Annotated in this window: 11 protein-coding genes; 7 read left to right on the top strand and 4 right to left on the bottom strand. The window is 64.7% G+C overall.

The genetic code is table 11. From position 1 onward, the window contains the following. Positions 1 to 2,223, top strand: a 2,223-nt coding sequence (putA, locus tag RMO18_RS13265; protein WP_309666497.1) for a bifunctional proline dehydrogenase/L-glutamate gamma-semialdehyde dehydrogenase PutA, incomplete at its 5' end; no start/stop codon positions are given. Positions 2,224 to 2,352: 129 nt separating this feature from the next. Continuing rightward, on the top strand, positions 2,353 to 3,102 hold the full coding sequence (locus tag RMO18_RS13260) for a rhomboid family intramembrane serine protease (protein WP_309666496.1): 750 nt from the start codon (positions 2,353 to 2,355) through the stop codon (positions 3,100 to 3,102). Positions 3,103 to 3,145: 43 nt separating this feature from the next. Here RMO18_RS13260 and RMO18_RS13255 read toward each other — a convergent pair whose 3' ends face one another. The 3 genes from RMO18_RS13255 to RMO18_RS13245 form a co-directional block, all read right to left on the bottom strand. Next, positions 3,146 to 3,931: an inositol monophosphatase family protein gene (locus RMO18_RS13255; protein WP_309666495.1), complete on the bottom strand. Its 786-nt coding sequence runs from the start codon at positions 3,929 to 3,931 to the stop codon at positions 3,146 to 3,148. A gap of 119 nt (positions 3,932 to 4,050) precedes the next feature. Beyond that, a complete protein-coding gene (locus RMO18_RS13250) occupies positions 4,051 to 4,482 on the bottom strand; it encodes a L,D-transpeptidase (protein ID WP_309666493.1) in 432 nt (143 codons plus the stop codon). Between the two features lie 99 nt (positions 4,483 to 4,581). Continuing rightward, the gene (locus tag RMO18_RS13245) at positions 4,582 to 5,271 is read right to left on the bottom strand and encodes a DUF1194 domain-containing protein (protein ID WP_309666492.1); all 690 of its coding nucleotides are present in this window, start codon (positions 5,269 to 5,271) and stop codon (positions 4,582 to 4,584) included. A 152-nt stretch (positions 5,272 to 5,423) separates the two neighbouring features. On the opposite strand from RMO18_RS13245, the gene RMO18_RS13240 reads away from it, so the two are divergent. Further along, complete coding sequence (locus RMO18_RS13240; RefSeq protein ID WP_309666490.1) at positions 5,424 to 7,184, top strand: monovalent cation:proton antiporter-2 (CPA2) family protein; 1,761 nt, start codon at positions 5,424 to 5,426, stop codon at positions 7,182 to 7,184. 126 nt (positions 7,185 to 7,310) lie between these two features. Here RMO18_RS13240 and RMO18_RS13235 read toward each other — a convergent pair whose 3' ends face one another. After that, positions 7,311 to 8,219, bottom strand: coding sequence for a LysR family transcriptional regulator (locus RMO18_RS13235; protein ID WP_309666488.1), 909 nt, complete (start codon positions 8,217 to 8,219; stop codon positions 7,311 to 7,313). An 88-nt stretch (positions 8,220 to 8,307) separates the two neighbouring features. Here RMO18_RS13235 and metF point away from each other — a divergent pair, with 88 nt between their 5' ends. The 4 genes from metF (at position 8,308) to RMO18_RS13215 (ending at position 11,720) form a co-directional block, all read left to right on the top strand. Next, positions 8,308 to 9,177 (top strand): methylenetetrahydrofolate reductase [NAD(P)H], encoded by an 870-nt coding sequence (metF, locus tag RMO18_RS13230; RefSeq protein WP_309666486.1) that lies wholly within the window; start codon positions 8,308 to 8,310, stop codon positions 9,175 to 9,177. 145 nt (positions 9,178 to 9,322) lie between these two features. Next, a complete protein-coding gene (gene aroQ / locus RMO18_RS13225) occupies positions 9,323 to 9,766 on the top strand; it encodes a type II 3-dehydroquinate dehydratase (RefSeq protein WP_309666484.1) in 444 nt (147 codons plus the stop codon). Continuing rightward, the gene (locus RMO18_RS13220) at positions 9,766 to 10,524 is read left to right on the top strand and encodes an HpcH/HpaI aldolase/citrate lyase family protein (RefSeq protein ID WP_309666483.1); all 759 of its coding nucleotides are present in this window, start codon (positions 9,766 to 9,768) and stop codon (positions 10,522 to 10,524) included. Before aroQ ends, RMO18_RS13220 begins: the two co-directional genes overlap by 1 nt. A gap of 20 nt (positions 10,525 to 10,544) precedes the next feature. Further along, positions 10,545 to 11,720, top strand: coding sequence for an AMP-binding protein (locus RMO18_RS13215; protein WP_309666482.1), 1,176 nt, complete (start codon positions 10,545 to 10,547; stop codon positions 11,718 to 11,720). The last annotated feature ends 101 nt before the right edge of the window (positions 11,721 to 11,821 follow it).

The following is an 11,821-nucleotide window of genomic DNA, read 5'->3' as shown; positions in this document are numbered from 1 at the left end:
GCCATCCTGGATATGGCGACCGACCCGCTGGCGTTCGAGTTTCAGCGCCTGCATGGCATGGGCGAACGGCTGCACGACATCGTGCTGACCGACCACGCCACCCGCTGCCGCATCTATGCCCCCGTCGGCGCGCATCGTGATCTTCTGGCCTATCTCGTGCGCCGCCTGCTGGAAAACGGTGCCAACTCCAGCTTCGTCAACCAGATCGTCAACGAAGAGGTGGCACCCGAAACCGTCGCCGCCTGCCCGGTGACAGCGATGGAGCGGATGACCCCCCTGGCCAGCCCCGCCCTGCCCACCGGCCCGCAGCTTTACGGCGCGCGCAAGAACTCCCAAGGCTGGGATCTGACCGATGCCACCGACCTGGCGCTGATCGAAAACGCCCGCAGCCCGCATGCGGATGCCTTGTTCGAGGCCGCGCCCCGGCTGGCGGGCCGCGTCGCGGGGGGCATGCGCCTGACCGTGACCAACCCTGCCACCGGTACCCCCGTCGGTCAGGTGCTGACCGCAGCCTTGCCCGATGTGGACACGGCCTTGCGGCTGGCAGAACCATGGTCCGCCGCCCCGCTGATCCGCAAAGCTGTGCTGCTGAAAGCCGCCGATCTTTATGAGGAGAACTTCGGCCCGATCTTCGCGCTGCTGGCGCGCGAGGCCGGCAAGACGCTGGCCGACGCGGTATCGGAACTTCGCGAGGCAGTGGATTTCATCCGCTACTACGCGCTTGGAGCCGAGGCCCTGACCCACCCCGCCCGCGGTGTGTTCGCCTGCATCAGCCCCTGGAACTTCCCCCTCGCCATCTTCACCGGCCAGATCGCAGCCGCCTTGGCTGCGGGCAACGCGGTGCTGGCCAAACCGGCGGAACAGACGCCGCTGATTGCCGCCCTTGCGGTGGATCTCATGCTCAGGGCCGGGGTTCCGGCCAGCGCGCTGCAGCTGCTGCCCGGTGACGGGGCGATCGGTGCGGCCATCACCCGCGATCCGCGCGTGGCGGGGGTGGCCTTCACCGGCTCCACCGACACCGCCCTTCTGATCCGCAAGGCGATGGCCGATCACGCCGATCCGACTGCCCCGCTGATCGCCGAAACCGGTGGGTTGAACGCGATGCTGGTGGACAGCACCGCCCTACCGGAACAGGCCGTGCGCGACATCATTGCCGCCGCCTTTCAGTCGGCCGGCCAGCGCTGTTCGGCGCTGCGCTGCCTGTATCTGCAAGAGGATATCGCCGAAACCGTCAGCGAAATGCTGTTCGGCGCGATGGACGATCTGGCCCCCGGCGATCCCTGGCATCTGGCCACCGACACCGGCCCGGTGATCGACGCCGAGGCACAGTCGGACATCCGCGCCTATATCGAGGCCGCCCGCCGTGAAGGCCGCGTCCTCAAGGAACTCACCGTGCCCGCCACTGGCACCTTTGTCGCGCCAACCGTCCTCAAAGTCTCCGGCATCGCCGCCATGCCGCGCGAAATCTTCGGGCCGGTGTTGCACATCGCCACCTTCAAAGCCGCCCAGATCGACGCGGTGATCGATGCCGTCAACGCCACCGGCTACGGCCTGACCTTTTGTCTGCACACCCGCATCGACGACCGGGTGCAACGGGTGATCGAACGGCTGCGGGTCGGCAACGCCTATGTCAACCGCAACCAGATCGGCGCAGTAGTCGGCAGCCAACCCTTTGGCGGCGAAGGGCTTTCCGGCACCGGGCCAAAGGCCGGCGGCCCGGAATACCTGCACCGCTTCACCAAGGCGCAGGCCCCGGATGCGACCCCGGACGCCACCCGAACCGCAGAGGCTGATCTGGCCAGAACCCTCTCCGCCCCACGCGCGCACCTTGCAGACCGCAGCCTCAACCTGCCCGGGCCAACCGGCGAATCCAACCGCCTGACGCTGACCGCCCGCGCCCCGGTTCTGTGCCTCGGCCCCGGCGCGGCAGCCACCCTGCAGCAGGCCGAAGCGATCCGCAAGCTTGGCGGCCATGCCACCGAGGCACCGGGCCTCCCGGCCGAAGCGCTCACCCGGCTGCAGGGCTTTTCCGCAGCCCTTTGGTGGGGCGATGCCGCCGCCGCCCGGCTTTATGCGCAAGCGTTGGCCGCCCGCACTGGCCCGATCCTGCCGCTGATCGGCGACATGCCTGATGCCGCGCACGCCCTTTTGGAACGTCATGTCTGCATCGACACCACGGCATCTGGCGGCAATGCCCAGCTTCTGGCCGAAGTGTCGGACTGACCTGGGGGCTTCCTCTTCGCCAAATATCCCCGGGGGGTGAGCCTCGGCCTTGGCCGGGGCGAGGGGGGCAGGCGCCCCCCTGTCTTCGCCACCCTTGACGCAACGCGTCAGATCAGGAAGGTTCGCCCCATGTTCCCGATCCGCGATCACAACCCCTCGGGCCGCACGCCCTTCGTGACGATGGCCCTGATCGCCATCAACGTCATCGTGTTTCTGTCCTATTTCACCGCGATGGATGACTTCCAGCTCAGCCGGTTCTTTCAGACCTGGGGCCTGATCCCCGCCCGGGTCATCTCTGGCGACGGGTTGGAGACTGCGATCACCTCGATGTTCCTGCACGGCGGCTGGATGCATCTTGCGGGCAACATGCTGTTTTTGTGGATCTATGGCGACAACCTTGAAGAAGAGATGGGCCATTTCGGCTTTCTCATCTTCTATCTCGCCGCAGGCCTTGCAGCGGCGGGCCTGCAGACCTTTTCCGACACCGGATCGATGATCCCGATGGTGGGCGCATCCGGCGCGATTGCCGGGGTGATGGGGGGCTATCTGCTGCTGTTTCCGAAGGCCAAGGTGGATGTGTTGTTCATCTTCGTGGTGTTCTTCCGGATCTTCGCCATTCCGGCCTGGATCGTGCTGGGCCTGTGGTTCGGCATCCAGATCTTCTCGGGGATCGTCACCCCCACTGACGCGGGCGGCGTGGCCTATTGGGCGCATGCTGGCGGGTTCATCGGTGGGGTGCTGTTGACCTTGCCGGTCTGGCTGCGCCGGGGCGCTGCGGGCTATTGGCGCGAAACCGCAGGCCACCCGCCGCATCCCGAAACGGATTTCAAGGCGTCGCGGTCCAACATCCCGCTAGTGCCGCGCCGCCGATTGCCTTGATGCGGCGACACCAACGTCGGGCCATCGCAACCGCGATGCGCGCTTAGCCCCGGATGATCGACCGGAACGCTTCGAACAGGCCCTCGTTCCCGGCGATCAGCGCGCCATCCAGCGGGTCGGCCCCGTCGCGGATGCCTGACACCAGCCCGCCAGCTTCCTTCACCAGCAGCAGGCCCGCCGCGATATCCCATGGCTGCAACTCGCGCTCCCAGTACCCGTCGAACCGCCCCGCCGCGACATAGGCAAGGTCAAGTGCCGCCGCCCCCCAGCGCCGCACACCGGCACAGCCCGGCATCAGTCGCGCCAAATCCTGCAAGGTCGCGGGCAGGGTGGATTTCGCGCCAAACGGCACCCCGGTGGCAAACACCGCATCCGACATCACCCGCCGCCCCGACACGCGCATCCGCTTGTTGTCGTTCAGCCAGCAGCCGGCGCCCTTTTCCGCCCAGAACATCTCATCCTTGGCCGGGTCATAGACCACGCCCGACACGATCTCGCCCTTGTGTTCCAGCGCGATCGACACGGCCCAATGCGGCATGCCGTGCAGAAAGTTCGTGGTGCCATCCAACGGGTCGACGATCCAGCGCCGCGTCGGGTCGGCGCCCGCATCGCCGCCGGTTTCTTCGCCCAGCCAGCCATAGGTCGGGCGCGCCTCCATCAGATCCTGCTTGATCAGCCGCTCAGCCTCGCGGTCGGCGCGGCTGACGAAATCGCCGGGGCCTTTCGAGGAGACCTGAAGGTTTTCCACCTCGCGGAAGTCCTTCACCAGACTGCGTCCTGCTTTGCGGGCTGCCTTGATCATCAGGTTGAGGTTGGCACTGCCCTGCATAAGATCTCTCCGGTCTGTTCAAGCTGCGGGGCATACACGCGGCAGCCCGTGAAGTGAAGGCCCGGTGAAAGCGGTCTGATCCGGCGCGGATCAGGTGGCCCGGCACGTCCTGCGCAGCACTACTGAACGATCACGACCCGCGTATTCTCCATCCCCTCCGCCCGCACCATCCCGAACAGGATGCGCGCGTTGTCGGGGTGCAGCCGGACGCAGCCGTGCGATGCAGGCTTGCCCAGCCGGTCGGTCTGATCAGTGCCATGGATCGCATAATGCCCGTCGTAGAAAATCGCGTAAGGCATCGGCGCGTTGTTATAAAGCCGCGACCGGTGGTTCTTTGACAACGCTTCGGGCGTGTAAATCCCCGTCGGGGTGATCTTCCCCGGCTTGGCGGTCGAAACCGGCCATTCAAACAACAGCCGCCCCTCGTGATAGACTTTCATCACCTGTTCCGAAACGCTGACCCGCGCCATGACCCGTTCGGCCATCGCCGTTTCCGGCCGAAAAAGCACCGCTAAAACCGCCAGCACCACCGCAGCAAAATGCCTGCGCATTCCGGTCTCCCCCAAGAATCAACAGCAGGTAATGGATCGCGCGGCTCCCCATCCTGTCAACGGAAATCCTGCAAAGCCGCCAACGGATTTCCCGACCCCTCAGCCGCGCGGGTCGGCTGTCGGGCCAAGCCTGCCCAGCAACGGCCCGTTCAATTCCCGCAACAGCTTGCGCCGGATCGCACGGGGATAATCGGTCATCCGTGGCGCCAGCTCGACAAAGGCGCCGATGCCGCGGATCACCTCGTCGCGGTAGTAATCAGCCACCGCCATCTCGTGCTCGCCAATCGCCAGCCCGTTCACCACGGTGTCGCCAAAATCCACCCGCTTGTAGGCAGTGCGCACCGAGATGCCTTCGTTGTTGCGCCCGTCGCCTGCCACATCCAGAACCCGGCGGTCGCACGTAGGGGCCTCGGCCAGCAGATCCCCGGCATAGATCAGCGACCACCCCAACGCGGTCGCCAGATTGACCTGTGGCCGCTCTCTTTCGCGCACCTGCGCCACGACCGCTGCCAATTCCGGCAGGCTGTGGATCACCGTCCACGGCACCACAAGCTCCTGATGGCTCTCGCCGCTCCAATAATAGACCGACAGCGCCACATCGCCCGCCGGCGACAGGATCGCGGCGACAACCTCCGGGTCTTCCAGTGCGGCGGCCAGCCCCTCGGTCTGGATCACATAATCCGCCGCATCGATCGACCGCGACACATCCACCGCCAGCGCCAGCGCCAGGCGGCAGTCGGCCCCCGCCGGAAAGGCCAGGGTCATGCAAGCGATAAGCAGTCGCAACATCACCGCCTCCTCAGCCCGAACTAGGCCACGAACCTGCGACCTTTGCCAGACTTTCTGTGGCCGCCAGTCCGCAACATGCCCGATCATCCGCCTGAACCGGCTTGCGTTTCGGCCGCACCAGCGCCACCCTCGCCCGCGAAAGGAGCCCCGGAATGGCCACCGAAAGCGCCGGTGTCGATCTGCCCGCCATCGTCACCCTACTGGGTGCCGCTGTCATTGCCGTGCCGGTGTTCAAACGCGCGGGCCTCGGGTCCATCCTTGGCTACCTTGCCGCAGGGCTGGCCATCGGCCCGTTCGGGCTTGGCCTGTTTTCCGACCCGATGGCCATCCTGCATGTGGCCGAACTGGGCGTGGTGATGTTCCTGTTCATCATCGGGCTGGAAATGCAGCCCTCGCGCCTGTGGTCGATGCGGCGCGACATCTTTGGCCTTGGGCTGGCGCAGGTATTGTTGTCGATGGGGCTGCTCTGCCTTGTCGGTCTGGCGCTGGGTTATCCGTTTGCGCCATCGCTGGTTGCGGGCACCGGCTTTGTGCTCACCTCCACCGCCATCGTCATGCAGATGCTGGAGGAACGCGGCGACATTTCCGCCCCAAAGGGCCAGCGCATCGTGTCGATCCTGCTGCTGGAAGACCTCGCCATCGTGCCGCTGCTGGCGCTGGTGGCGTTTCTGGCACCGGGGGCACCGGATATCACCATGGTCGACCGCGCGATGGGCGTGGGCATCGGCCTTGGCGCGATCCTCGCGCTGATTCTGGCCGGGCGCTACCTGATCAACCCGGTTTTCTCGCTGCTTGCCGCCGCCCGTGCCCGCGAAGTGATGACCGCTGCGGCCTTGCTCATCGTGCTTGGTGCCGCACTATGGATGCAGCTTGGCGGGCTTTCGGCGGCAATGGGGGCGTTTCTCGCCGGTGTGCTGTTGTCGGAATCTTCCTACCGCCACCAGCTTGAGGCGGATGTCGAACCGTTTCGCGGCCTGCTGCTCGGCCTGTTCTTCCTTGCCGTCGGCATGGCGCTGGACCTTGCGGTCGTCGCGGAAAACTGGCGGCTGATCCTGATTTCCGTGGTGGCCTTCACCAGCCTGAAAATGATGGCCATCTACGCAGTCGCCCGGATCTTCAAGGCCAGCCACCGCGAGGCGCTGGAACGTCTTGTCCTGATGGCACAGGGCGGTGAATTTGCCTTTGTGCTGTATTCCGCCGCGCTGTCGGTTGGGCTGATCACTGCCAGCGATAACGCCGTTCTGTCGGCGATCATCATCCTGTCCATGGTGATGACGCCGCTGTTCGTGCTGGCGCATGATCGGCTGTTGCCGAAACCGGTGGTGTCCACCGACGGTCTGCCCGCACCCGAAGATGACGGCGACGCGGTCCTCCTGATCGGGTTTGGCCGGTTCGGGCAGGTGGTCAGCCAGCCGCTGCTCGCGCGCGGCCACCGCGTCACCATCATCGACAGCGACCCCGAGGCGATCACCACCGCCGGCAACTTCGGCTTCAAGGTCTATTTCGGTGATGGCACGCGGCTTGATATCCTGCGCGCGGCCGGGGCGGCCCACGCCCGCGCCGTGATCATCGGTATCGACAATCAGGGGGCGGCGGTGCGTATCGCGCATATGCTGCACGAAGAATGCCCGCTGATCCCGGTGTTTGCCCGCAGCTATGACCGGCGCCATTCGATTGAACTGATCAAGGCCGGGGTGTCCGCCCCGATCCGCGAAACCTACGAATCCGCGCTAAACCTTGGCGCCGATCTGCTGCGCCACTTTGGTGAAGAGGAAGAGGCCGTGGCCCAGACCCTTGCCGATGTGCGCCTGCGCGACGCCGACCGTTTTGCGTTGCAGCTTGCCGGCGACATCACCGCCGGGCGCGCCCTGATCATCGGGAATGCCGGGATGGCGATGGAAAACTCCGGCTGATCTGCGCCATGGTTAACGTCACAAAACCAGACCGCGCGTGGAGACGGAATGAAGACGCGGCGTAGACGGATTGAAGATCGTCGTCTTGCCACCAGATCCCCAGATTACCAAAGCGTTCGCAAGCACTTACAGGTCGCGTTGCAACTTTACCGGCTCACTGCGCCCCAGCCGCAAGAAATGCGCCATGAACGGCTTTCCCACATCCTCCGTCCGGGTCGCGGCAAACAGCCGCTTGGTCACCACCTGTGGGCCCAACGGCAGCGTCACATAGTCGGCGCTGGTCCGCACATCGCGCAGCACCCAGTCCGGCAGCACCGCCACCCCCCGGTTCGAACCGACCAGCATCAGGATCACCGCCGTCAGTTCCGCCGTCCGCTGCGCACGCGGTTCCACCTTGGCCGGCGTCAGCAATTCGGTAAAGATATCCAGCTTGTCGCGGGTCACGGGATAGGTGATCAGCACCTGATCCCGGAAGTCTTCGGCCTCGATGAACGCCTTTTGTGCCAATGGGTTACTGGCTGCGGCCAGGAATGTCGGATGGTAATCGAACAGCGGGTTATAGGTGATGCCGGGCAGCTCCACCGGGTTGGAGGAGATCACCAGATCCACCTCCTCACGGTTCAGCGCGGGCAGCGCGTCGAACGCCAGGCCGGCGCGGATATCCACGTCAATCTCGGGCCAGGCGTGGCGGAACAGTTCCAGCACCGGAAACAGCCAGTCGAAACAGGCATGGCATTCAATCGCAATATGCAGCCGCCCGGTCTTGCCGGACCGCAGGCTGCGGAACTCCTCCTCCATCGCGTCGATCTCGGGCAGGATGCGGTCAGCAGCGCGTAACATCCTGATTCCGGCCGAAGAAAGCTTCATTGGCTTTGATCTGCGCACGAACAGTTCCATCCCCGCCTGATCCTCCAGCCCGGCCACCTGATGGCTCAGCGCCGACTGGGTCATGTTCAGCATCTCAGCGGCCCTGGCCAGCCCCCCGGCCTGATGGATCGCGCGGATGGTGCGCAGATGGCGAAGCTCGACGTACATGCTGTGAACCTCATAATGATGGTGAGTAATATGAATTGGTCTCACATCCGCAACTCTGCGACAAGAGGCAACCAGAAGGAGCCTGACCATGTCCAAGACGCCGCGCATCTCGTTCGAATTCTTCCCGCCGCAGACGCTTGATGCGTCGTTCCGGCTGTGGGAAACGGTGCAGGCGCTGGCGCCGATGCGGCCGGACTTCGTGTCGGTGACCTACGGCGCAGGCGGCACCACCCGCAAGTTGACCCATGACGCGGTCAGCACGATTGGCCGCAATTATGGCCTGAATGTTGCTGCGCATCTGACATGCGTTTCTGCAACGCGCAGTGAAACGCTAGAGATTGCAGAGGCTTACGCCGATGCCGGAGTGACCGAAATCGTCGCCCTGCGCGGCGATGCGCCCAAAGGTGCCGACCGCTTTGTCCCGCATCCCGACGGGTTCGCAAGCTCGGTCGATCTGGTCGCGGCGCTGGCCCGGACGGGCAAGTTCAAGATCCGCGTCGGAGCCTATCCTGAACCGCACCCCGACGCCGCCGACAGCCTTGCCGACGTGACCTGGCTGAAGCGCAAGATCGATGCAGGGGCCAGCAGCGCCATCACCCAGTTTTTCTTTGACGCAGATACTTATTTCCGGTTCCGCGACGCCTGCCTGGCAGCCAGAATCATCGCGCCGATCATCCCCGGCATCCTGCCGATCACCAGCTGGGACGGCGCCAAGCGGTTCGCTGCCCGCTGCGGTACCCGCGTGCCCACCAAGCTGGACGAGGCATTCGCCACCGCAGCCCGCGACGGGCGCGCGGAGTTGCTGGCGCTGGCCCAATGCACCGCGCTCTGCGACCGACTGTTGCAAGGCGGGGTGGAGGATTTGCACTTTTACACCCTTAACCGCCCGCATCTGACCCGCGAAGTGGTGCGCGCCTTAGGCATCACGCCCGAGGTGGTTCTGGAGAAAGTAGCCTGAAATCAGCCCTTTGGGGCAACGATGTCTCCCTCGGCGGCTTTCTGGCCTTCCCCTTCGGACGGTCAGAAAGCCGCTCTTTTTTGCCAAGCCTTGTTCCCCCGGTCGGATCGGCTAATGTCGGGCAACCATTGCCCAAGGACTGACCATGCCAAAGCTCATCTCCGTTTTGAACGGCCCGAACCTGAACCTTCTGGGCCTGCGCCAGCCCGAGATCTATGGCACGGAAACGCTGGATGATGTCGCCGCGGCGATGTCAGAACTGGCCGAAGATCTGGGCTTGGCGATCCGTTTTCTGCAATCGAACCACGAAGGCCAGCTGATCGACTGGATCCAGGAGGCGCGCGGCAAATCTGCAGGCATCATCATCAATCCTGCCGCCTACAGCCACACCTCCATAGGCATTCTGGACGCCCTGAACGCCTATGACGGGCCGGTCCTCGAAGTGCACATATCGAACATTCACAAGCGCGAGCCGTTCCGCCACCACTCCTACATCAGCCAGCGGGCGGATGGGGTTATCGCAGGCTTTGGCACGCAGGGTTACAGCCTTGCCTTGCGCCGCATGGCAAGCCTTGTCGGTTCAAAATGATGTTGCCGATCAACACCTTCAAGCGCGGCTTGAAAGAGGGGCGGCAACAGATCGGGCTGTGGAATTCCATCCCCGGTCCGGTGGTGATCGAGATGCTGGGGGGCACCGGCTTTGACTGGATTTGTATAGATACCGAACATTCGCTGACCGATATCCCCGATACACTGGGAATGATGCAGGCACTGGCACCATACCCCGTTTCGGCGGTGGTGCGGCCGCAATCCCAAGACCCGGTGCTGATCAAACGGCTGCTGGATCTTGGCGCACAGACGCTGATGATCCCCTATGTCCAGTCAGCGGCAGAGGCGCGCGCCCTTGTGGCCGCGATGCGCTATGCGCCGCGCGGCTTTCGTGGTGTGGCGGGTGGCACAAGGGCCACGCGGTTCGGGCAGGTCAAGGACTACATGGCGCATGCCGAAGACGAGCTGTGCCTGATCGTTCAGATCGAGACGCGCGAAGCAGTGGCCGCGATCGACGCCATCGCTGCTGTCGACGGGGTGGATGCCCTGTTCATCGGCCCGGCAGACCTTGCCGCCTCGTTGGGTCATCCGGGCGACCAGTCGCATCCCGATGTGGTGGCGGCCATCGAAGCCGCCATCAAGGCAATTGTCGCTGCCGGCAAGCCCGCAGGAATTCTGACGATTGATCAAGACTTTGCCCGTCGCTGCATCGGCTGGGGCAGCAGCTTTACGGCGGTCGGGGTGGACCTTTGGCTGCTGTCGTCAGCGGCGCGCAACCTTGCGTCAAGCTTCCGCTGACGCGGCGAAAGGGGGCACCAGTGGGGGCGGATGCTGAGTTTCAATGGCACCCCGACGCCCGGCTGTTGGATGGCCGGGGCCGCGAGCAGCACCCGATCCGCCAAGCGGTGCCGGTGATAGCGGAGCAGCCGTCTGCCATGGCGCTGGCCATGGCTTTGGCCTCCACGTCTCAGGGTTTTCGGATCGGGCCGGGCAGCGCGCCGCCCGCTCCGGCATCGCATCCGGTGTTCGAGACATTGACGTCCGGCTCTACCGGCACCCCGAGGCGGATCCGGCGGAGCCAGGCGTCCTGGATTGCCAGCTTTGTGGTGAACGCCCAGCTGTTTTCCGTTGGTACGGGGGTTCGGATCGCGGTTCTGGGGCGGCTGGTCCAGTCGCTGTCGCTTTATGGCGCGCTGGAAGGGATGCATTTGGGGGCGGAGGTGCATTTGCTGGATGATCTTCGCCCGGACCGGCAGCGCAAAGCTTTGGAAAAGCGGCAGATTTCCGTGCTGTATGCTGCCCCAGCGCAGTTGCGGATGATGACTGAAACGGCAGGCCCGGTGTGCCAGGCCCTGCGCGTCATCCTGATCGGCGGGTCGAAACTTGATCCAGCACTACGGGCCGCCGTGCAAGACATGGCCCCGTCGGCAGTGCTGCACGAGTTCTATGGCGCGGCTGAGACCAGTTTCATCACCCTTGCGGATGCCACCACGCCCGAAGGCTCGGTCGGGCGGGCCTATCCGGGGGTGGAGATCGAGGTGCGGGCCGGGCTGATCTGGGTGCGCAGCCCCTATCTGTTCGAGCGTTATGCCGATGATCCGGGTGGCGCGGAATGGTCGGACGGCTGGCTGTCGGTTGGCGAAATCGGGCGTCTGGAAGCGGGGTATCTGTACCTTTCCGGCCGCGCCGGGCGGATGGTTACGGTTGCTGACCAGAACGTGTTTCCTGAACAGATCGAGGCGCTGATGCTGACCCTGCCAGGGGTGCGGCAGGCCGCTGTTCTGCCGGTATCCGACAGCCTGCGCGGAGTGGTTCTGCTGGCCGTATTACAGGGTGATCCGTTGACTGAGCCCGCAATCATGGCCGCGCTGCGGCGTGAGCTTGGGCCGCTCAAGGCCCCGAAAGCCTTGATATGGCGGCAGGATTGGCCAACCCTTCCGTCAGGCAAGACTAATCTTGTGGCGTTGCAACGGGGCCTTGCATGGCCCATCTGATCGCAGCACGGCGCAGTGCGGTGGTTCCGCGCGGTGGCGCCTTTGCCCGCCTGTCGATCGAAGATCTGGGCGCGCCAGTCGCCTTGGCTTGCCTTGCTGCT

It is taken from the genome of Tabrizicola sp. (assembly GCF_031377265.1).
Taxonomy (GTDB): Bacteria; Pseudomonadota; Alphaproteobacteria; order Rhodobacterales; family Rhodobacteraceae; genus JAUYQR01.
Note: the sequence above shows the minus strand (reverse complement) of the source record. Positions and strands in the feature narration are given on the sequence as shown.

What these genes read in the sequence shown, in the direction of transcription:
- RMO18_RS13260 (WP_309666496.1), top strand. Translation starts at nt 2,353, where the DNA reads ATGTTCCCGATCCGCGATCACAACCCCTCGGGCCGCACGCCCTTCGTG.
- RMO18_RS13255 (WP_309666495.1), bottom strand. Translation starts at nt 3,931, where the DNA reads ATGCAGGGCAGTGCCAACCTCAACCTGATGATCAAGGCAGCCCGCAAA.
- RMO18_RS13250 (WP_309666493.1), bottom strand. Translation starts at nt 4,482, where the DNA reads ATGCGCAGGCATTTTGCTGCGGTGGTGCTGGCGGTTTTAGCGGTGCTT.
- RMO18_RS13245 (WP_309666492.1), bottom strand. Translation starts at nt 5,271, where the DNA reads ATGTTGCGACTGCTTATCGCTTGCATGACCCTGGCCTTTCCGGCGGGG.
- RMO18_RS13240 (WP_309666490.1), top strand. Translation starts at nt 5,424, where the DNA reads ATGGCCACCGAAAGCGCCGGTGTCGATCTGCCCGCCATCGTCACCCTA.
- RMO18_RS13235 (WP_309666488.1), bottom strand. Translation starts at nt 8,219, where the DNA reads ATGTACGTCGAGCTTCGCCATCTGCGCACCATCCGCGCGATCCATCAG.
- metF (WP_309666486.1), top strand. Translation starts at nt 8,308, where the DNA reads ATGTCCAAGACGCCGCGCATCTCGTTCGAATTCTTCCCGCCGCAGACG.
- aroQ (WP_309666484.1), top strand. Translation starts at nt 9,323, where the DNA reads ATGCCAAAGCTCATCTCCGTTTTGAACGGCCCGAACCTGAACCTTCTG.
- RMO18_RS13220 (WP_309666483.1), top strand. Translation starts at nt 9,766, where the DNA reads ATGTTGCCGATCAACACCTTCAAGCGCGGCTTGAAAGAGGGGCGGCAA.